The sequence below is a fragment of the Larkinella terrae genome, from assembly GCF_009668025.1.
GTDB classification, from domain to species: domain Bacteria; phylum Bacteroidota; class Bacteroidia; order Cytophagales; family Spirosomataceae; genus Larkinella; species Larkinella terrae.
In genome coordinates, this window is sequence record NZ_WJXZ01000014.1 from 413,440 (window position 1) to 434,051 (window position 20,612).

The 20,612-nt window shown below is 52.2% G+C and carries 19 protein-coding genes; 9 read left to right on the forward strand and 10 right to left on the reverse strand.

The window, feature by feature from the left end; genetic code table 11:
- Positions 1-2 precede the first annotated feature (2 nt).
- The 3 genes from GJJ30_RS23600 to GJJ30_RS23610 form a co-directional block, all read right to left on the reverse strand.
- Positions 3-1,589, reverse strand: a complete 1,587-nt coding sequence (locus GJJ30_RS23600) for a serine/threonine protein kinase (protein ID WP_154177653.1) — start codon at positions 1,587-1,589, stop codon at positions 3-5.
- Positions 1,589-3,016, reverse strand: a complete 1,428-nt coding sequence (locus GJJ30_RS23605) for a PP2C family protein-serine/threonine phosphatase (protein WP_154177654.1) — start codon at positions 3,014-3,016, stop codon at positions 1,589-1,591. The genes GJJ30_RS23600 and GJJ30_RS23605 overlap by 1 nt, the downstream gene beginning before the upstream one ends.
- Before the next feature lie 157 nt (positions 3,017-3,173).
- Positions 3,174-4,169, reverse strand: a complete 996-nt coding sequence (locus GJJ30_RS23610) for an FHA domain-containing protein (protein ID WP_154177655.1) — start codon at positions 4,167-4,169, stop codon at positions 3,174-3,176.
- A gap of 219 nt (positions 4,170-4,388) precedes the next feature.
- On the opposite strand from GJJ30_RS23610, the gene GJJ30_RS23615 reads away from it, so the two are divergent.
- Together GJJ30_RS23615 and GJJ30_RS23620 are read left to right on the forward strand one after the other, a co-directional pair.
- A complete protein-coding gene (locus GJJ30_RS23615) occupies positions 4,389-5,570 on the forward strand; it encodes an aldose epimerase family protein (protein ID WP_154177656.1) in 1,182 nt (393 codons plus the stop codon).
- Between the two features lie 128 nt (positions 5,571-5,698).
- Entirely contained in the window at positions 5,699-6,835 is a 1,137-nt protein-coding gene (locus GJJ30_RS23620) for an endo-1,4-beta-xylanase (RefSeq protein WP_154177657.1), read from the forward strand.
- Positions 6,836-6,968: 133 nt separating this feature from the next.
- Here GJJ30_RS23620 and GJJ30_RS23625 read toward each other — a convergent pair whose 3' ends face one another.
- The 3 genes from GJJ30_RS23625 to GJJ30_RS23635 form a co-directional block, all read right to left on the reverse strand.
- The gene (locus GJJ30_RS23625) at positions 6,969-7,298 is read right to left on the reverse strand and encodes a hypothetical protein (RefSeq protein WP_154177658.1); all 330 of its coding nucleotides are present in this window, start codon (positions 7,296-7,298) and stop codon (positions 6,969-6,971) included.
- 127 nt (positions 7,299-7,425) lie between these two features.
- Positions 7,426-8,640: an alpha/beta hydrolase family protein gene (locus GJJ30_RS23630; protein ID WP_154177659.1), complete on the reverse strand. Its 1,215-nt coding sequence runs from the start codon at positions 8,638-8,640 to the stop codon at positions 7,426-7,428.
- A gap of 216 nt (positions 8,641-8,856) precedes the next feature.
- Positions 8,857-11,328, reverse strand: coding sequence for a S9 family peptidase (locus GJJ30_RS23635; RefSeq protein WP_154177660.1), 2,472 nt, complete (start codon positions 11,326-11,328; stop codon positions 8,857-8,859).
- Between the two features lie 133 nt (positions 11,329-11,461).
- On the opposite strand from GJJ30_RS23635, the gene GJJ30_RS23640 reads away from it, so the two are divergent.
- From GJJ30_RS23640 to GJJ30_RS23650, 3 genes are all read left to right on the forward strand, one after another.
- Positions 11,462-11,749 (forward strand): YciI family protein, encoded by a 288-nt coding sequence (locus GJJ30_RS23640; RefSeq protein ID WP_154177661.1) that lies wholly within the window; start codon positions 11,462-11,464, stop codon positions 11,747-11,749.
- A 143-nt stretch (positions 11,750-11,892) separates the two neighbouring features.
- On the forward strand, positions 11,893-12,579 hold the full coding sequence (gene hxpB / locus GJJ30_RS23645) for a hexitol phosphatase HxpB (protein ID WP_154177662.1): 687 nt from the start codon (positions 11,893-11,895) through the stop codon (positions 12,577-12,579).
- A 15-nt stretch (positions 12,580-12,594) separates the two neighbouring features.
- On the forward strand, positions 12,595-13,395 hold the full coding sequence (locus GJJ30_RS23650; protein WP_154177663.1) for a PhzF family phenazine biosynthesis protein: 801 nt from the start codon (positions 12,595-12,597) through the stop codon (positions 13,393-13,395).
- On the opposite strand, the gene GJJ30_RS23655 is transcribed toward GJJ30_RS23650, so the two are convergent.
- The gene (locus GJJ30_RS23655) at positions 13,392-13,802 is read right to left on the reverse strand and encodes a DoxX family protein (RefSeq protein ID WP_154177664.1); all 411 of its coding nucleotides are present in this window, start codon (positions 13,800-13,802) and stop codon (positions 13,392-13,394) included. The genes GJJ30_RS23650 and GJJ30_RS23655 overlap by 4 nt on opposite strands.
- 349 nt (positions 13,803-14,151) lie before the next feature.
- Between GJJ30_RS23655 and GJJ30_RS23665 the strand changes: the two genes are divergently transcribed.
- From GJJ30_RS23665 to GJJ30_RS23680, 4 genes are all read left to right on the forward strand, one after another.
- Positions 14,152-14,604: a GNAT family N-acetyltransferase gene (locus GJJ30_RS23665; protein WP_154177666.1), complete on the forward strand. Its 453-nt coding sequence runs from the start codon at positions 14,152-14,154 to the stop codon at positions 14,602-14,604.
- 57 nt (positions 14,605-14,661) lie between these two features.
- Positions 14,662-15,807, forward strand: a complete 1,146-nt coding sequence (gene hemW / locus GJJ30_RS23670; RefSeq protein ID WP_154178707.1) for a radical SAM family heme chaperone HemW — start codon at positions 14,662-14,664, stop codon at positions 15,805-15,807.
- A gap of 90 nt (positions 15,808-15,897) precedes the next feature.
- Positions 15,898-16,698, forward strand: coding sequence for a monofunctional biosynthetic peptidoglycan transglycosylase (gene mtgA / locus GJJ30_RS23675; RefSeq protein WP_154177667.1), 801 nt, complete (start codon positions 15,898-15,900; stop codon positions 16,696-16,698).
- A gap of 186 nt (positions 16,699-16,884) precedes the next feature.
- The gene (locus tag GJJ30_RS23680) at positions 16,885-17,361 is read left to right on the forward strand and encodes a response regulator (RefSeq protein WP_154177668.1); all 477 of its coding nucleotides are present in this window, start codon (positions 16,885-16,887) and stop codon (positions 17,359-17,361) included.
- 8 nt (positions 17,362-17,369) lie between these two features.
- Here GJJ30_RS23680 and GJJ30_RS23685 read toward each other — a convergent pair whose 3' ends face one another.
- From GJJ30_RS23685 to GJJ30_RS23695, 3 genes are read right to left on the reverse strand one after another with little or no spacing between them, the layout of a single operon-like run.
- Positions 17,370-17,696, reverse strand: coding sequence for an MGMT family protein (locus GJJ30_RS23685; RefSeq protein ID WP_154178708.1), 327 nt, complete (start codon positions 17,694-17,696; stop codon positions 17,370-17,372).
- 13 nt (positions 17,697-17,709) lie between these two features.
- On the reverse strand, positions 17,710-18,273 hold the full coding sequence (locus GJJ30_RS23690) for a DUF3109 family protein (RefSeq protein WP_154177669.1): 564 nt from the start codon (positions 18,271-18,273) through the stop codon (positions 17,710-17,712).
- 12 nt (positions 18,274-18,285) lie between these two features.
- The gene (locus GJJ30_RS23695) at positions 18,286-20,610 is read right to left on the reverse strand and encodes a LysM peptidoglycan-binding domain-containing protein (protein WP_154177670.1); all 2,325 of its coding nucleotides are present in this window, start codon (positions 20,608-20,610) and stop codon (positions 18,286-18,288) included.
- Positions 20,611-20,612 lie beyond the last annotated feature (2 nt).

Below are 20,612 nucleotides of genomic sequence, written 5' to 3' on the forward strand. Positions count from 1 at the left end.
GTTCATTCGTTGTTTATCGAGTCGATCGCGGCCGGAACAACGCGCATCAGCGAGTCCAGATTTTTCGGAAAGTCATACTTCAGGATTTTGCAACTCATCCGGGTTCCCCGGTCGCTGTCCGGCGCCGATCGAACGGGCGAGGAGTGGGGCGGTACGTTCATAAAGAACATCTTTTCGGTTTTATAAAGTCCACCCTGATCTTTGAAATAACTGACCTGAACGGACACGGCCGGAAACGGAAACGGGCTGGGGTTCTCCAGTTGAATCCGGGCCTGTTTGATCCCGCCGAAGAAACCTACTTTAAGACTGAGTACTTCCACGCTCAGGGTCCTTCCCGCAGCGGCTAACTGTTCCTGCAACTGCTCACGCCGTTTGGCTTGTTTTGCCAGATAAAGATTCATGGTATCTTCCTCAGCGACAGTGGTTTCGTCGCCGTCCGTCTGCTGGGCTGGAGCGAGTGCGGCCGTGGTATCGTTGAGGGGCAATACGCTGGCAATGGGTTTCGGTATCGAACCGGTATTGGCATAATAAAGACCAGCACCAGCCGCCAGCACGACCAGTATGAGAACGGGCAGTAACCACGGTTTTCGGGACGAATGGGTTGGAGCCGGACTGGCTGGTTCCGGTTTTACCGGACCTGGTTCGGGCCGAACGGCTTCGGGTAGTTCGGGTTTCGGTTTGGTCTTATTCGGTTCACTACCAATGGCGGGCGGTGCGGTTTTCGAACCGGTCCGGTTCGTTCGGAGGTAATTCAGTTCCGACTGTTTCAGTAACCACGTCAGCTCGTCCGGATCACTCAGGCGTTCGCTGGCTTTCTTTTTCAATAAGCCTTCCAGCAGTTCCGTAAATAAACCCAACGTTGGGTTTTCGCTGGTTACGGTCAGGGCAGGGGGCGGTTCCGTCAGCACTTTGTTCATAAACGTCACAATCCCCGACTGATCGTCCAGCGCAAACGGCACGCTTCCGTGCAGACATTCGTACAAAACCACGCCCAGTGAATAGTAATCCGTAGCCGGGCCGACGCCCCTGGGCTCGTTAAACTGCTCAGGCGAGGCATATTCGTAGGTCATCAGCGATTGCCCCGTCAGCGTATTGGACTGTTCGTGCAATCGGGCAATGCCGAAATCGGTCAGCAGAAAATGCAATTCGCCACTGGGCAGGGGGCGGTACAGAATATTCTCCGGTTTTACGTCCCGGTGCACGATTCCCTGCGGGTGAATGGCCTTGAACGCACTCGCCATTTGCAAGCCTAGCCGGATCGTAGTCGAAATGTCGATGCGGTTTTGACCGGCAATGAGCTGTTTCAGGCTACCGCCCTCAATCAGTTCCATGACAATGTACGGCAGCTCGGCTTCGAGTTGTACTTCCCGAACTTTCACCACGTTAGGGTGCGCAATGCTGGTCATGATGGCCGATTCCCGCTGAAACCGCCGGAGCGTCTCCTCGTCGGTGTTGAGGGCGAAGTGTTTGATGGCCACCAGATCGCCCGTGGCCAGGTGACGGGCCTTCAGAATACGGGCGTTGCTGCGCCCGAGTTCACTCAGCACTTCGTAGCCCGGAAACCGTGTATCAAACCGTATGGTGGACATTACTGACGTTGCGTTTTGGATGAATCAGGTGGATTCTGTAAAGTAACCATAATACCGGCACGGCGGAAGGTGTCCTGGCGGATAACCGCCTGAATGGGCAAATCCACCCCGCGAAAATACACGTTTGAGAGTTGCAGATTTGTTCCGGGAGCAGTTTCAATACCCGTTTTAAAACCGCTGATCAGCAGATTTTCGACGCGAATCGGTCCGGTCCGGTTGATCCGAAAGGCCAGTTTGGCCTGTGCCGTATCGGCGGGAACAAAAACCGTCAGTCGCGAATCTCCCACCAGACTGAGCAGGGAGTCGTTCAATACCAGCGGGTTTACGAGTCGGAACGTGTCGGCCGGTAACGCCAGCCGGTGATCGCTGCTTCGGTAAGCCGTTTGCAGCAACGAATCCAGCGGAGAAACCGCCAGGGAGTCGCCCGGTAACGTATCGCTGGTCACGAGTGGGGCGGTAATCTCCGAATCGCCTTCAGGCTGGTTGTTGTACCAAACCAGTCCCGCAATGCCTCCCGCCAGGAATAATCCCAGCAGAATCCAGACGCCCAAAAAACTGCGTTTAGCCGGTTTTACGGGTTCTGAAACCGCTTTTGGGCTGGCGGCCGATGCGGCAACCGGTTTCTGTACCTGCTTTTGGGCGTGGGTTGTGGCCGAAACGGAATGTCCGTTGACCGGGCTTGCGTCTTTGGCCAGCACCACCGTGATGTTATCGTTGCCGCCCGCTTCGTTGGCCAGTCGGATCAGCTCCGCGACCTGTTCATCAAGCGTCTGCGACTGGTTCAGAACCCCCAGAATTTGCGCCTGGGTGATCATATCGGTCAGGCCGTCGCTGCACAGCAGGAGGGAATCGCCCGGCCGAAAATCCGTTTCGCCCGACTCCAGAAAATCCGCATCGTCTACCCGGTGCCGAAGTGAGCCGACGTCGCGCAGAATTTCGTTCCGGCGCGGGTGTTGCATGGCTTCGGTTTCCGTGAGTTCATTCGCATCTTCCCGCGCTCCAACCATCGAGTGATCGTGGGTTAGTTTTTCTAGCACACCCTGCCGAAACCGGTAGAGTCGGGTATCGCCTACATGCACAAAAAACACTTTTTTCGAGCTGCTGTCGGCCAGCGCGGCTGTCAACACGCAGCACATTTGCCCCAGCTCACGGTTTTGTTCGCGCTGGGCGTAAATCTGGTTGTTGGCAAAAACGACGGCTTCGCGCAGCATCGACAGCGGATCACCGTTGGGCGTGGCCATGTACTGTTCAATCGATTCCTTCGCAATAGCTGCCGCCCGGTCTCCTCCGGCATACCCGCCCACACCGTCGATTACGGCCAGCAAGGCACTGGATTTCGACCAGATCATCGAGCTGATAAACGTGTCCTGGTTACTGGTTCGGCGTTGGCCTGCATCCGTCTGGCCGGCAAGTTGGAATGAATTCATGCAGAAAAGGAAACGTCAAAAGTTGAACAGTTCTGTTAACAGAACCGCTGGCGGAACAAACTGTTGGCTTTATCGGGGTAAATCCTGAAAATGCCGGACGACCAGAAACAGCACGAACAGCAGCAACAGCCCAACGAGTAATGCATCGATCATCTTCCTAGGTGCGCTGAAAAGTTAAGGTTACCATACTATTGAGCAGAATCTGGGCCTGATCCGGCAGCGGATACCACTGCGGGCTGGCGGGTTCACTCCGGGGAATGAGTTGTTCGTTCACCCGCGTTTCGTTCCGGCTGAACGACGCAATCTGAAACCGCTGGAGTTCGTCGTTGAAACGAATCCGGGCGTGAGGGTTCGAAACGTAGGCCGATTCGAGCAAAAGATAGTTCGGAAAGTGCTGGTTGTCAGGCTCTTTGCGGGCAATAACAATTTCCCGGTCGCGCATCCGGTAAGAATCTTCCCGGTTCAGTTCTGCAATGTAATGGTCGATCTGCGCCAGCCCGTCGCCCTGATTTCGGGGCAGTGCCGGGGAATTCCGGGCTGCGGGGGGCGCCACTGCCGACCGGGCGGCTGGCGGCTGCTCAAAGGTGAATTTGACAACAAAAGCCCCCGGTTCGCGAAAATCGATGTGGCGGAAGGTGTTGAGGTCTACGTCCACTTTTTCAAACCGGTTGGTCTGCTTCACCCGGCGCGTGACATGAATGCGGTCCGGAACCTGCACCGATTCGTTGCCCGGCAAAATACCGGTCAGCGCCCCTACCACCTTGACATCCGCCGGTTCGATGGGTTCCCCACCGAACTCCCGGCCTCCCCCAAACTTGAAAAACCAGCTGGAAGCCACCGGTGCGATGTTTTCAAACTGCGCTTTCTTCGACTCGACATGGGCTTTAAACGCATTGACGGCTTCATTGACAATCACCGGAAACGCATTCTGGCGGGCTTCGTAGGTTTCGGGATGAAGAATAATCAGAAAATGAGCGTTGAAAAGCATACTTTTTCCCACCGATTCCCGCACCAGCGAATCCTCGAAAGAGGCAATGAGCTCGTTCAGAATGCGGGTGTTGGTAACGGGAGCGATCGGATTATCTTTGGTTTCACTGGCTGGAACCAGTAGATTTCCTAATTTACTAAGCCAGCCGCTGGACTGATCTGCCATGAGTGAATTCCGTTAGGATGGTATTGTCCCTTTAACGTTGAAGGTAAAAGATTTCGTTTGACCAGCCACTAAGTTACTGCTTTTGCGGGGCCGGTTGCCGCCTTTTCAGTGCAGATTTATAGTTTTTACAAAATAAGTCTGATATTTGACGCCCGGCTTTCGGATTTGACGCACCGAACGGAACCGGGTTTTATAAACCCAATCCTACTATACCCTTTTATGAAACAATACTTTCTCACTGCCGTCCTGCTGGGCCTGCTGGTCGGCTGCAATAACTCCCAAAACAAAGCAGAATCCAATTCAACTATGTCGGATAGTACAACCACCGCAGCCGCTGATTCAGCCAGCGGTTTGCCCGAGCGGTCACGTTTTCAGAAAGACGTCGATGGTAAAAAGAATGATTTATACGTGCTGACCAATTCCAAAGGCATGAAGGTGGCCATTACCAACTACGGTGGCCGCATCGTCAGTATTCTGGTGCCGGATAAAACCGGCAAAATGGTGGATGTGAATCTGGGCCACAGCAGCATCGACGATTACCTGGCGAACGAATCGTTCTTCGGAACGCTGGTGGGGCGCTACGGAAACCGCATTGGCAAAGGGCAATTTACGCTCGAAGGCAAGACGTATAAACTGGCGACCAACAACGGCCCCAACTCGCTGCACGGCGGAAAAAAAGGGTTCAACGCCAAAATGTGGGACGCTACGCCCGCTGGTAATAATGTGCTGAAACTCCACTATACCTCGCCGGACGGGGAGGAAAATTACCCCGGTACGCTGAACGTCGATGTGACGTATACGCTGACCGACGATAACGGCATCCGAATTGATTATCAGGCAACTACCGACAAAACGACGGTTGTAAACCTGACCAACCACGCCTATTTCAACCTGAACGGCGAAGGCTCGGGCTCGGTGGCCGATCACCTCGTTGAAATTAAGGCGGATCGCTACACGCCGGTGGATGCCACGCTGATTCCGACGGGCGAACTGGCGAAGGTCGACGGTACACCCTTCGATCTGCGGAAACCGGTGGCTATCGGCGATCGTCAGGATTCCGAAGATCAGCAGATGAAAAACGGGGGCGGTTTTGACCATAACTTCGTGCTGAACGGCGGCCAAACCGCTGAACCGCGCCTGATTGCCACGGTGACGTCGCCCAAAACCGGTATTTCGATGGATGTCCTGACCACCGAGCCGGGCGTTCAGTTCTACGGCGGTAACTTTCTGAACGGCAAACGCACCGGCAAAGCGGGCAAACCGTACGAAAAACGCAATGCTTTCTGTCTGGAAACCCAGCATTTCCCCGATTCGCCCAACCAGCCCAAATTCCCGACCACCGTTCTAAAACCGGGCGATACGTACAAAACCACGACGGAATACCGGTTTTCGGTAAAATAAATTAGTTGGTACACAGGGGTAATCAGAGGGCATCAGAGTTTATCAGGGACACCTCTGATTACCCCTGATGTTCTCTGATTAACTCTGTGTAACAACCCCAAATTCTCTATAAAACTTTCGAATTATTTATGAATCAACTTCAATTAATACGGCGGATTGTTTTGGCGGTTTTACTGAGCGTGTCGTCTTTTTGGGCCATCGCGCAGCAGTGGACACCGAAGCAGGCCAACGACTGGTACAAAAACCAGCCCTGGTTGGTCGGAAGTAACTTTCTGCCCGCCAGCGCCATCAACCAACTGGAAATGTGGCAGGCCGAGAGCTTCGACCCGAAGCGGATCGACAAGGAGCTGGGTTACGCCGAAAGCCTGGGGATGAATACGATGCGGGTTTTTCTGCACGACATGGTCTGGCGGCAGGATGCCAAAGGATTCAAAAACCGCATCGATCAGTTTCTGGCTTTGTGTGCCAAACACAAAATCCGGCCGATGCTGGTGCTGTTCGACTCGTGCTGGGACCCGCAACCCAAGCTGGGTAAGCAGCATGCACCGGTTTTAGGACGGCATAATTCCGGCTGGGTGCAAGGCCCCGGGGCGGCTATCTTAAGCGACAAAACCAAGTGGGAAAGTCTGCGGAGCTATGTGAAGGATATCGTGGGTACGTTCCGGGCCGACAAGCGGATTCTGGCCTGGGACATTGTCAACGAACCGGACAATGAGAACAACAACAGCTACGGTAAAAACGGCAAAATCAAAACCGAACTGCCGAACAAAGCGCAACTGGGCGTTGAACTGGTGAAAGCCGGTTTTGGCTGGGCGCGCGAAGCAAAACCGACGCAGCCGATTACGTCCGGCCCCTGGAAGGGCGACTGGTCGTCACTCGAAAAAATGGATGAGATGAACAAGTTTCTGGTTCAGAATTCCGACGTGATTACGTTCCACAACTACGGCCCGCCCGCCGAATTTCAGAAGCGCGTCAACGAACTCAAAAAGTTTGGCCGGCCCCTGATTTGTACCGAATACATGGCTCGCCCGGCGGGAAGCACCTTTGAAGGCTCGTTGCCGATTGGCAAAACCGAGCATGTGGGCATGATCAACTGGGGATTTGTGTCCGGAAAATCGAACACCATTTATCCGTGGGATTCGTGGCAGAAGCAGTACACGGCCGAGCCGCCGGTGTGGTTCCACGATATTTTCCGCGAAAACGGCCAGCCCTACATTGCCGCCGAAACAACGTTCATCAGGAAGATGACGGGGAAAGGGAAATAGCGTTAAATGATTAAATGGCAAAAAAAAATGGTTAAGAATGGTCGGATGGTTGAAAACGGTTAGTAGCCATTCAGCCATGTAAACCATTTTTAACCATCCAGCCATTCTTAACCAATCAGTCCTTCAACAGATCTTAATTTTCCTGCATTTTCTCGCCCGCTTTTTCTATTTTCTTTCCGGTATTCCGTTTGGCTTCGCGGGCTTTCTGCTTCGTTTCTTTTGCAGTTTCGCGGACTTCATCACCCGCATCGTCGGCAGCTTTGTTTATTTTCTTTCCGGCTTTTTTCGCCTTCTGCTTCACTTCCTGCGATGTTTCGCGGGTTTCATCACCTACTTCATCAGCCGCTTTTTTAACGGTTTGACCAGCATGTTGCGCGGTTTCTTTCGCTTCTTCCTTCACTGTCTGCGCATTTGCTGTAAACCCGAACGTGGCCAGCAGAGCGGCAATCCACAATTTTTTCATGGCGTTGGTTGGTATTGGTTTGTTTCTACAGACTAAAACCGCGTGGCGGATGAATTGTTGGGATAAAAACAGAAAAATCCTTCCAGAAGGAAGGATTTTCGGTGATAAAATTGAGCTAAAGGCTTGATTAATGTACGCTTGTGAAGAAAAAATAAGTGCCCAGTAAATAATCGATAATGGCCGTGGAATGATCTTTGCCGTCGAGCGGTTTTATTTCCACATTGGTTGCTCCCCGTTTTCGCATGGCATCGTAGGCGTCCTGTGTATTAAAAAAGAACACCAGATTGTCGGCAGTTCCGTGATACAGATAGGTCGGAGTTTTGGGCTTCCAGTCATGCACGTCGTTATCCTTGATCGCATTCAGAAAACCGGTATCCGTGCCGTCGTTGACCGCTTTCTTGAAACTATCGGTGAAAATATTGCTGATGCTGGTATTGATCGGGATGTTGTACCCGTTCTGCGTTGCCTGCGTGGCATACGGCTCTTTCAGGTAGTAACTCATCGGTTTATTCAGTTTGTACAGGTTGTTGTACGTGATCAGTGTCCACAAATACAACTGGTTATAGCCCGAAATACCGTGGGTTTTCTGATTGATGATGTAATTCATGAACGCCGACTTGTGATAGGCTCCTGCGCCCATGCTGGAAGCCGCCAACGTAAATTCGGTCGGAAATTCTTCCTCAATTTTCTTCTGCAAGGACATGGTAGCAAAACCGCCTTCCGAATAACCGCTGAGGAACAGCCGGTTATCCCATTTGATGGATTTGGCTTTCACGAATTCTTTAGCCGCCCGAATCATGTCGAGCGAAGCTGTTGCCAGTGACTCGCGGTATTCGTAGGTATGTGGTATGGCTTTCGATTCGCCGTAGCCGATGTAGTCCGGGCAAACCATGATAAAACCGATCGACGCAAACAGCGTACCGCCAAAAGCCGCTTCGCTGTTGGGACCAAAGTTCGACGGCGCGTCCGTATCGCTCAGAATCGTGCCGTGCTGCTGGCTCACCATCGGAACAGCGGTGGTTATGGTGGGAACCAGAATGGCACCCGACGCTTTGGTGGCCGTTCCGTCGGCTAATTTGGTGTTGTAAACCAGTTTATAAACTTTCACGTCGTATTTCAGAAACGACAGAACGACGGCCTGGTACTGCGCCGGGAATTGCTGACCAATCTGAGCCGCTAACTGCGTTTTGGTGAGCGAAGCCACCTCGGAACTGCTTACTAAATAGGTATCCGGGTCGGGCTTGGGATCGCCGGTTCCGTTATTGGCAGTATCACAGCCGGATAAGGAAACCGTAATGGTCAGGAGGAGTGACAGCAGAAACTCCTTGCGATTGATCGTCATTCGAAAAGGTTGGGATTATTACTTGGTTGAAAAGTTAAGTGTTTAACGTTTATTGTTTTTTTGCCTGAATACCTGAAGATTAGGCGGTTTTTATTTATTCCCTGAAACTACGAATGATAAACGTTAAACCGATGAGCTGTGACTAAAAAAGGGCGCTTTCCAATCGAAAAACGCCTATTTAATCAACAACGTTGAAAAGACCTTAGTTCGTGCCGGTTAGAGCCGCTCTTCAAATAATTTTAATATTCGTTTATACTCATCCATCCAACTGGTCGGTTCCACAAAACCGTGGTCTTCCAGCGGGTAGGAGGCCACTTCCCAATTTTCCTTCCGTAGCTCGATCAATCGTTGCGTCAACCGGACAACATCCTGATAATGAACGTTTACGTCGACCATGCCGTGGCAGATCAGCAGGTGCCCTTTCAGCCCGTTGGCGAAGTAAATGGGCGAACTGCGCCGGTAAGCCAGTGTGTCGGTGTAGGGTTCGTTGAGGATGTTGGCGGTGTAGCCGTGGTTGTAAGCCGCCCAGTCGGTGACGGGCCGCAGCGCAGCCCCGGCGGCAAACACGTCGGGGGTGGTGAACATCGCCATAAGCGTAATAAAACCGCCGTAGGAGCCGCCGTATAAACCAATCCGTTTGGCGTCGACTCCGTGTTCTTTCACCAGCCACTGAACCGCGTCGATGTTGTCGGTTAAATCCTTGCCGCCCATGTGCCGGTAAATGCCCGTTCGCCAGTCGCGGCCGTAGCCTGCACTGGCCCGGTAATCGATGTCTAAAACCGTATAGCCCTTGTCGGCCAGCAGGTTATGAAACATGTATTCCCGGAAATACTGGCTCCACCACTTGTGCGCATTTTGCAGATAACCGGCGCCGTGGACAAACAAAACCGCTTTGCCATTCGGTTTGGCAGGTTTAAAAAGCCGCCCGTAAATGGTTTGTCCATCGCGCGCCGGGATGGTGACAATCGCCGGATCGCGCCAGGGATACGCCTGAAATTCAGGCGTTAAGGACTGCGTTAACTGAACCGGTGTGGACGGGGCAATTGCTTTTTCTCGTCCCTTGTTCATTGTTAATTGTACATTATTCATCAAAAACAACTCCCACGGTTTGTTGCTATACGAATAGCGAACGGCCAGTTTGGTTTCGTCGGGCGAGAGAGTGACGTCGTTGGCACCGGTCATGGTGGTGAGTTTGGTGCGTTCCCCGCCATTGACCGACATCCGGTAAAAATGCTGTTCGCCGGGGTGTACTTCGTTGGTAGTCAGGTAGAAATAATTTTTGTCTTTCGACAACTGAATCTGCTGGACTTCAAATTTTCCCTTCGTCAACTGTTTCTTTTCGCCCGTTGCCACATTGACGGTGTACAAATGGGAATAACCATCGGCTTCGGATGGGAAATAAAAAGTCTGATTATCGGCCAGAAAACCGCTCATGCCGGACTGGGGTCCAAAACCGCTCACCCAGGCTTCATCGCGCTGGCGATCAAGGGGTTTAAGCTGGCGGGTGGCCGGATCGAGCTGCATAATCCAGCGGTCTTTGTTGTCGAACGCGCGAATGATAACCACGGCATATTTCCCGTCTTCCGACCAGATCGGCCCGGAAATCGTCACCGCCCGATTGGCCAGTTTCTTCAGGTTTCGGGCGGTATCTGTGGCGGTTTCGCCCGCCGATGGCCCTTTGGTGTTCGCGTCGGGAACAGGAGCGGGAGCCGATGCGGTTTTGGTATAATCCGGCGAGTCAGTAATCCCCGGAATGTTTTTAGTCGAAACCGATTGAATGGTATCACGCTGAATATCATACACATAAAACTCCGAGCTGGAAAATGGAGCGCCTACTTTGGTACGCGCGGTCAGATCTTCCGTAAAACCGGATTCGGTCACGTAGCTCGGCACAATGGCGGTTTTGGCGCCCTGTGCCGATTTCAGCAGCGAAAAGGTGGCAAACCGGCCGTCGGGGCTGAGTTGGAGATTCTGTACGGTCCGGCCTTCGGTATAAAATTGCTTCGGGCGTTTGGGCTGACCGGTTTTGGTAATTTTGTCACCTTCGTCCTTTTTCGCTTTCCGTTCCTTCAACACGTCGAACAGCGCCAGTTGGTCGCGTTTCAGCCAGGCTTCCTGGTCGTTGGGTTTGGGGGTCGTTTTTTTGCTGCCGGGGTCCAGATTGGTGACCTGCGTCAGTTCGCCGTTGGCCAGCGAAATCGTGAAAATATTATTGGCTCGGGCAAAAATTACGCGCTGCTCATCACCACTGAAAACCGGATTGCTTTCCCGTTCAACGGTATTGGTGAGTTGGCGTAAGGCAAGGCCACCGGTTTTGCCCGGTTTGGTGTCGAGCAGAAACAGATCGCCGTCTTTTTCGTAAAGTTTCAGGGTTTGGTTGCGGTTGTAAATTCCGCCCGTAGCCGGAGGGAGCTTTTGCCGTTCAATGGGGCTGACCTTGACCGGTTTACGGTCGCCGGAAAGTACAATTTTGTAAAGCGAATCACCTTTGGCCCGAACCGGATTCCAGTTGAAATAAATCGTTTTGGAATCTTCTGCCCAGAAAATTCCCGATGGCGAAGTCCCGATCCAGATTTTCGGGTCCTGCATTATTTTTTCAACGGTGAGTTGGGGTGGGTTTTTGGTCGGCGTTTGGGCAGTTGCGCTGAAAATCAGGAGGCAACAGAAGCCGATGAAAAGTTGTTTCATTGATGAATGTGAAGCTAGAACGGTTTTAAAAGATGAAATTAGCGAGAAAATGGGAAAAGGATTAGATTTGGACAAAAACAAGCGTTGATCAGCCGCCCTTTGGTATTATTTTTTGTTGTATTATTGAAAACTTATGCTGTACGTTCTTCACGCTTACGATTTTACCGACGATCAGGCCATGGATCGACGCCTGGCCGTTCGGCCAAAACACTTTGAAGATGCCCGCCAACTGAAAGCCGCTGGGCAGTTTGTTCTTGGTGGTGCGTTGCTCGACCCCGACGGGAAGATGATTGGGTCGATGATGCTCCTGGATTTTAACACCACCGAGCAACTGAACGACTGGCTGAAGTCGGAAGTGTATATCACCGGAAAAGTCTGGGAGCGTATCGATATTAAGCCGTTTAAACAAGCGGATATTTAAAATTGGTGACCGGTTTACGGCTTTTGGTTTACGGTGGCTGACGTATTTCGATATTCAGTATTCAACATTCGATATTCGATATTTAAGAATGCGTCAGCCGCCGTAAATTAAAAACTGCATACCGATTACCGTAGAAAAAGCGAATGATTAAAGCAGCAATATTTGATATGGACGGCCTGCTGGTCGATTCAGAGCCGTTTTGGCGGGATGTCGAGATTGACGTGTTCCGGACAGTGGGTCTGGAAATGGACGACGAAATGTGCAAAAGAACGACCGGTTTACCCACGGATGCCGTGGTTCGGTACTGGTACGAAAAACACCCGTGGCACAATCGCAGCATCGAAGAGGTGGGCGCAGAAATTATCCAGGGCGCTTACGACCAGATCGGGAAACACGCCGAAGCGATGCCGGGCGTCCCGGAAATTCTGGAACTGTTTCGGCAGCAGGGCATTCCGATGGCCATTGCGTCGGCTTCGCCCATTCACCTGATCGAAGCCGTCATTGATCGGCTGAACATCCGGTCGTATTTTGCCCTCTGGCATTCGGCTACGCTCGAAAAACGGAACAAACCGCACCCGGATGTGTATCTGGGAACGGCCCGAAAACTGGGCGTCGATCCTGCGTTCTGTGTGGCGTTTGAAGATTCCGGTAATGGCCTGAAATCGGCTCACGCGGCCGAAATGCTTACCGTAGCCGTGCCTGCCGATTACGAATTCAACGACCCCAAATTCAACATCGCCACCCTGAAAATCCCCTCCATTTTGCAGTTTAATTTGCAGGTATTGAGGGGATTAGAGAATGAATTGCCAATCAACTCAACACTCCGCTGAAAACCTAAACTCACTATGCCTATCCGCTTTTATCAACTTGACGCGTTTACTGACCAGCTTTTTGGCGGTAATCCGGCTGCGGTTTGTCCGCTGACGGAATGGTTGCCCGACGAAACCATGCAGACCATTGCGGCCGAAAATAACCTGGCCGAGACGGCATTTTACGTTCCCGTTGATCGCGAACAGGGCTTGTATCACATCCGCTGGTTTACGCCCACGGTGGAGGTCGACCTGTGCGGGCATGCCACGCTGGCGTCGGCTTTTGTGGTGTTTTTTCTGGAGAAAACCGAAGAAGGCGATACGCTTTCCTTTGATTCCCGAAGCGGTATTTTGCGGGTTCGGCGCGAGGAAGACTGGCTGATTCTGGATTTTCCGGCTGACTCTACGCACCTCGCAATTCAGCCGCCCGCGCTGGAAACCAGTCTGGGCGGTGTAAAACCGGTGGAGGTGTTGAAAGGAAAAACCGATTACCTGATCGTTTTTGAAAACGAACAGCAGATTCTGGACCTGCAACCCGATTTCCGGGAACTGGCGACAATTCCGGCGCGGGGTGTGATCGTGACGGCTCCCGGTACGGGCGAGATTGACTTTGTTTCGCGGTTTTTCGGCCCCCAATCCGGTATTGACGAAGATCCGGTTACGGGTTCCGCACACACGACGCTCATTCCATATTGGGCCGACAAGCTTGGCAAAACGGACTTCGCGGCCCGGCAGGTTTCCAAACGGGGCGGTTTTCTGCGGTGCAAACTGCTCGGTGAGCGGGTTGAGATTGGCGGGCAGGTAAAACTGTATCTGACGGGTGAGTTCGAGCTCTAACGTTCGTCGATAGACGGTTTTCCCGGACCATTCAGCTGGAGAAACACACTCATGGCCAGCAGGTTAATGGCCGGGAGTGTGTTTTTGTAGTTGTCGCTGATCGCGAGGTGGCCGAACAAAATAGCAAATACAAAATTGATCAGCAGAAAAAAAGCCGCCCAGCGCGTCCAGAGGCCAATAATCATCAGAATACCGCCCAGAAATTCCGTATACGCCGACAGGGCGGCACCCACCAGCGGGAGCGGAAATCCCAGATCTTTCAGCCAGTTTCCATAAGCCGGAATGCCTTCCGCGGGATGTAATGCGGTGTGCCCGGCCGCGTCGATAAGCTGGTAGCCAAACGCCAGCCGAAGGAGGAAAGGAGCGTAGGGGCGAAACCGGTTTAGCGCGGTAAAAATGGAGTTCATGGATAATTCGAATGAAATGAAAATAAATACGGGAATATTCTTGAAATAAACAATGATTGGATTTATTCTAAATAACTCCTACTTTTGTGATGCAATGTAGAAAGCGCCATGATCGGATTGACTGAAAAATCGTTTGAAAACTCATTTTTGACCGAATCGCCCAAGGAGTTCGACCGGAATCCGTTCGGGGGCGATGTGGAATGCGTATTCAAAAAGTGCTGTAAAAAATGGAAAAAGAAAGGGAAGCATTGCAAAAACTGCCCTGATAAATAACTTTTTCCCGGCAATAGCTTCATTTTTTTGACCGTTGGATAATTAGTTGAGCTGGATTTCTTGCCAACTTTGGGCCATGCAACTCCACTATGAAATTTACAACGGTTTTCCACCCGAGCCCATGCTGCGGGCAATTATTGACTTGCACCAGCGCGTTTTTAGCGGCCAAACTGCCGACGAACTTCTTCAGGAGTTTGAAGCGGTGAAAAACCGCAATCTACTGACTATATTGGCCCTTGACAATCAGGCGGTTGTCGGATATAAAATGGGTTACCAGCGCAAACCCGGTCATTTCTACAGCTGGCTTGGCTGCGTTAGTCCGGATTACCGGCGGCAGGGCATCGCGGGCGAATTCATGAACCGGCAGCATGACTGGTGCCGATCCAACGGTTTTCATACGGTTCGGACGCATACCCGCAACCAATGGCGTGACATGCTCATTCTGAACATCCGATCGGGTTTCGACATCATTGGTACCATCGCCAGCGCCGACAGCCACACGACGATTGTGCTGGAAAAGCGACTTTGAGGAGTGGCAAAATCGCCCATCAGGAACTTGATCCGCGCAAGATTTGTAGTTTCGCCGATGCATCTGTACGTTCATATCCCTTTCTGCAAACAAGCCTGCCATTACTGCGACTTTCATTTTAGCACCAGTCTGAAGCAAAAAACCGCCCTGGTGGATGCGCTATGCCGGGAAATCGAATTGCAGCGGGACTATTTGCCAAACCGCCACCTGGAAACTATTTATCTCGGCGGTGGTACCCCTTCATTGCTCACGGAAGCGGAGCTGGCCCAGCTTTTTGAAACGATTCACCGGTTTTATACGGTTTCGCCGGATGCTGAAATTACTCTCGAAGCCAATCCGGATGATCTGATCGGTTCGTCGGCTGACCCGACGACTCCGTTGCGGGTTTTCCGGAACTATGTAAACCGATTGAGCATTGGCATTCAGTCGTTTCACGAAGAGAACCTCAGGATGATGAACCGGGCGCACTCGGCATCGGAAGCCGAAAGCTGCGTGCGGCTGGCGCAGGAAAACGGTTTTGATAACCTGACAATTGACCTGATTTACGGTATTCCCGCCGAAAACCACCGCACCTGGCAGGCGGATCTGGCGAAAGCGATGGCGTTGAATGTTCCGCATGTTTCGGCTTATTGCCTGACGATTGAACCGGGCACGGTTTTCGGGAACTGGCTCAAAAAAGGCCGTTTGCAGGCTGCGGACGATGAATTTGCGGCCGAACAGTTCACTATGCTGGTGCAAACCCTGGCCGAAAACGGCTACGAGCAGTACGAAATCTCGAACTTTGCCAAACCGGGCCGCGAAGCGCGCCATAACAGCAGCTACTGGAAACGGCGACCGTATCTCGGCATTGGCCCGAGTGCGCACTCGTTCAACGGCCCCAGCCGCCAGTTTAACGTTGCCAACAATTCGCAGTATATCCGGGCAATTGAAAAAGGCGAAGTTCCCGGAACAATAGAAGAATTATCGCGCGCCGATCAGGTCAACGACTATTTACTGACGGGAATCCGTACCAAATGGGGGTGTGACCTTCGGGAGCTGACCAAGCTGGTGGGCGCTGATTTTCAGGTTCTTCGTCGAACTGAACTGCAAAAATTACAGGAACAGGGCTGGCTTTCGCTCGAAAACTACGTGCTAACCTTAACACCAACCGGCAAACTCTTTGCCGACCGCGTAGCCGCCGAACTGTTTGTGGATGATGAGTGATGAATTTTGAGCTGGCTGATGAATGCTTTTAACTCTTCATTAAATAATTCTTAACTCATAACTCATCACTCTTAACTAAATTTGCGTTTAATGAGTACTCCTCGTCCCGTTAATCGCTTGCGCTCAACACCGCCACATTCGGTTTCATCCCGTTCGGGCCGATCCCCGCGCGCCGGTTCCTACATCCGTCAGCGCCCGTGGCTGGAAAGAGTTGTCCGACTGATTATCAAGCTGGTAACGGTTCTGTTTTTAACCTCGTTCGGCTGGGTCGTTTTGCTGAAATACCTGCCGGTTTCGATTACGCCCCTGATGATTTCGCGGAAAATGGAGGCTGCATCGGAAGATCAGGACAGCAAGCTTTATAAAAACTGGACGCCTTACGAAGACATCTCCAGGGAAGCCGCACTGGCGGTTGTTGCGTCGGAGGACCAGGCTTTTCCGAACCATTGGGGCTTCGATTTTGACGAAATTCAGGACGCCATTAAGGAAAACCAGCGCCGGAAACGGCCGCGTGGCGCGAGCACTATCTCTCAGCAGGTGGCAAAAAATGTTTTTCTCTGGAACGGCCGGAGTTACATTCGCAAAGGACTGGAGGTTTATTTTACGTTCCTGATCGAATTGATCTGGGGCAAGGAACGGATTCTGGAAGTGTATCTGAACGTAGCCGAAACCGGTCCGCTGACCTTCGGCGTCGAAGCCGCTTCCCGGCGCTATTACGGCCATTCCGCCAGGTCGCTGACTCGCACCGAAGCCGCCCGAATTGCCGCCGTTTTGCCCAATCCCCGCTTATTTTCCATCAAAAAACCGTCGGCCTATACGCAACGCAGAACCCGCCAGATTGCCCGCCAGATGCGCTACCTGGGCGGTCGTAATTACCTCGAAAATTTGTAAATTGATGGAATTGATTGTATTTTTATTCAAGATATAAGCGGGACAAAAAGGCACCATTTTCTTTGCAATTCTTACAAGTAAGTTAGTTTTTCTGGTTTCATTCAAGGCTATTTCAATTGCTTGCCCTGCTTTTCTCCTGATTAATTATTCGAATTATCACCGTAGTTTGAACTCATACTTACGATAATGTCGCAGCCAGCGAAGATTTTAAACTCCCTTTCTTTACAGCGCAAAATCTGTGTTATTATCGTAGATGACGATGAAGATGATCGTCAGTTTATCATGCGGGCCTTTCAAAATATTGGGTCCAAACACCAGGTTATCCAGTTTGAGGACGGGGAGCAGTTGATGAACTGGCTACTGGCCGGTGATCATTCGAAAGAGAAAATTTCGAAATGCGGCCTGATTATTTTAGATGTGAATATGCACCGGATGAGCGGAATCGAATTGCTGGAAGCAATCAAAACCAATCATTCACTGAAGCATATTCCAACCGTTATGTTATCCACTTCCATTGAAGAAGATCTGGTGCAGAAAGCGTACGGACTGGGAGCAAACGGGTATTTACAAAAACCGAACCTGATGGATGATTATAACCATCTGGTGATTAGTATGCAAACCTGTTTTCTGGAAGTGCCCAGCGTCCACTGGTCAAAACTTTGAGAAGTTGATTATTCCAATTCCGTCGTCGGGTCCCAAAGCAACTGCTTAAACTGCACAACCCGGTCGTCTTTTACCGGAATCCCTTCGGCCATTAATAAATCCGCCATCGCCGTCGGGCTCCCAAAAAAATGTTTTCCTGATAAAACGCCGATGCGGTTGACAACCCGGTGGGCGGGTACATCGCGCCCGTGAGCGGCATTCATGGCCCAGCCGACCATTCGCGCCCCCGCCCGCAGACCCAGGTACCGGGCAATCGCGCCGTAGGTCGTTACGCGCCCCGGCGGAATCAGCCGGACGACTTCGTAGACATCCTCAAAGTAATCGCGCTGTTCCATCGACCCCGCAGCCTTATTTGTCTTCAATTTCCTTCACCAGTTCGCCGTACCAGTCCGGCCCGTACATGCGGATCAGCGGTTCTTTCAGGAACTTGTAAACTTCCACTCCCAATTGTTCGCCGAAGCTGCAGGCCGGGCTGCAAATGGGCCAGCGGTCGTAATTGAGCGCGTGAAAACTGTCGTATTTGGTGATTCGAATCGGGTAAAGGTGGCACGAAATGGGTTTCTTGAAATCAACTTTGCCGTCGTTGTAGGCGGCTTCGATGCCGCACTTCAGAATGCCGCGCTTATCGTAATTGGCAAATACACACTCGCGCCCTTCGATGGTCGTGGTCACAAAACCGCCATCGTCGTCGGATTCGTAAAGGCCGTGTTTTTCAATGGCTTTAATGCCCTCGGGCATCAGATACGGTTTTACCAGCGGATAAATTTCGTCCAGAATGGGTAACTCCGATTTTTCGAGTGGCGCCCCCAGATCCCCTTCGACACAGCAGGCGCCCTTGCATTTTTCCAGATTACAGACGAAAAATTTCTCGGCAACGTCGTCGCTGATGCAGGTATTGTCAATGAGTATCATCCGTTATGAACCTTATTTCTTAATTATTTTCAATTGCTGACCTATGTTTACACTGGCGCCCGATAACTGGTTCCAGTTTTGAATCTGATCAACCGAGACGCCGTATTTCCGCGAGATTCCGAACATGGTTTCTCCTTTTTGCACCGTGTGATAGACAATTTCTTCCGAAACCTTCGGATCAACCGCCGGACTTCCGGATGCGGCCGGCCGACTTTTGGATACCTCGCTACCGCCCTCGCCCTTGATAACGAGCGATTGGCCAACCGCCAGTTTGTCGTTCTGTGTCAGGCGGTTCCATTGGAGTAACTCATCGACGGTAACATTGTACAACCGGGAAATGCTGTAATACGTTTGGCCCGGTTCTACCTTATGGGTCAAGGAGCGGGAACTCGCGCTGGTGGTTCGGCTGGGGGCGGATACCGGCGTTGAACGGGTCACGGCTGGCTCTTCCACGGACTCGGTTACCGGCCGTTTGGCGCTGGCGGTTACCGGTGCCGATGTTTGTGTCTGGCCTGATTCGACCGGTTTGCGTTCCGCGGGTCGTTTTGCCGTTGTCGTTGGAGCCGTGGAGGTCGTTCGCGTCGGCGTAACATCCCAGTCGGATTTTGAACTTGATGAATTTTCCGGACGGACAATCACCACCCGCTGCGTGTTGCCGGCGTTTTGCGTGGTCACGGTTGGCGTGCTTGCTGGCTCGGACGAAACCGGCGGTTTTGTCATTGTATTGGCCGGACTATCAACGGGTTGGCTGGTTGCTGGGGGAGTGGTTGTTGCAACCCGCGATTCCGCTGGCGTTACCGGAGCCGGGCTGGTAACGGCTGGGGAATCTTTTGATTCAACCAGTTTGGGAGAATACATTTTTCGCTCCGACGCATTTTTGGGAATGCTATTTGCCGGACGATCCGTGGAAGATGACTGACTCAAGCGGGAGTCGCTCGGACCGGAAACCGGTTGATTGGCAATGGGCTGCGACGACGGTGCTGGGGTGGTCGGCGTTTTGATGATTTCTATTGGTTTGTTACCCGGACGGCGTTCGCGCAGCCACATCACCCGGCCTACCTGCAGCCGGTCCGTACGATCCATGCGGTTGTAGCGCAGGAGTTTCTTCAGCCGGATTCCGTACATCTGCGAAATGCTCTGCACGTTTTCGCCTTCCCGAACATTGTGGTACGGCACAGCCGCCTTGCGCATTTTTTTCGCCAGGTAATAGACCTCGTTTTCCGTAATCGGATCGCGGTCGCTCATGTCATTGTAGCGCAAAAAGCTCGACATGCTGACGCGGGCTTTGCGCGCCAGCGTCGAGGCATTGTCGCCCGCCAGCGCCTGAATCCCCGGAAGTCCGTTGATCTCATAGAGCACCACATCCGGTTTGCCTTTCGAGTAATTTACTTTTCGTAAGATTGGGTAACCCGTATCATATCTGGCCAAAACCGGTGCCGGAACTGGCGCTTTGGTTGGAGTCGTCGCCCGGGTTTTCTGCACCTGACGCCGGAGGGCGGCCACCTGATCGCCCGTTGCCGGAATTGCCAGCACGTATTCTTTGTCGGCAGGAATGTCGTCGCCCAGAATCCAGCGGTTGTATTTGCGGATTTCTACATCGCTGATTTTCAGGTCCTGCGATACCTGCGCAACACTTTTTCCGCTCCCGTAGGGATATTCCACCAGCGCAATCGGATTGGCAGTCCGGTAGGTCGGCAGAACGCTTTCAAAGGCAATTTTATGGGCAAAAAAGCGGAGAATATACCGGTCGGTTTTGTCGTCCAGCGTAATTTCCCGGGCGTACGACCATTCCGCTGGAATCAGCTTGCTGACGCCGGTGGTACCGAGGTAGTACGAAAACAGGGAAGCTACCCAGTTGTTATAAACCGTGTTGTTCCGCTTAAAATACCGGGCTGCGCCGTGGGTAGAGGCCACGATGCTTTTGCGTTCGTCGACCTCGTCATCGACGCGCATGCCGTGATCGGTAGCGGTTTCTTTCTTGAACTGCCAGTACCCCACGGCGGTCGAAGCCGAAACCGCATCGGGTGTTAACGAGCTTTCCTGAACCGCCAGGTATTTCAGATCGACCGGCACCTGTTCCTCGGCCAGAATGGATTCAATCAGGGGAAAATAAAGCACGACGCGGTCCAGTTTGGCTTCCCAGTATTTCTTGTTGGACTGCACCAGCGAGGTAATGTCTTGTCGGATAATCCGGCGCGCACTTTCGTCGAAGCGCACGTTCAGATCGGCAAACTGAATGGATTCCGGAACGTCGGCCGGGATCGGGGGATTTTCGGCAAAGAGGGGAGAATGGGTAACGAAAAGAAGAAAGGAGAGAGTCAATAGGCTCTTTTTCATAC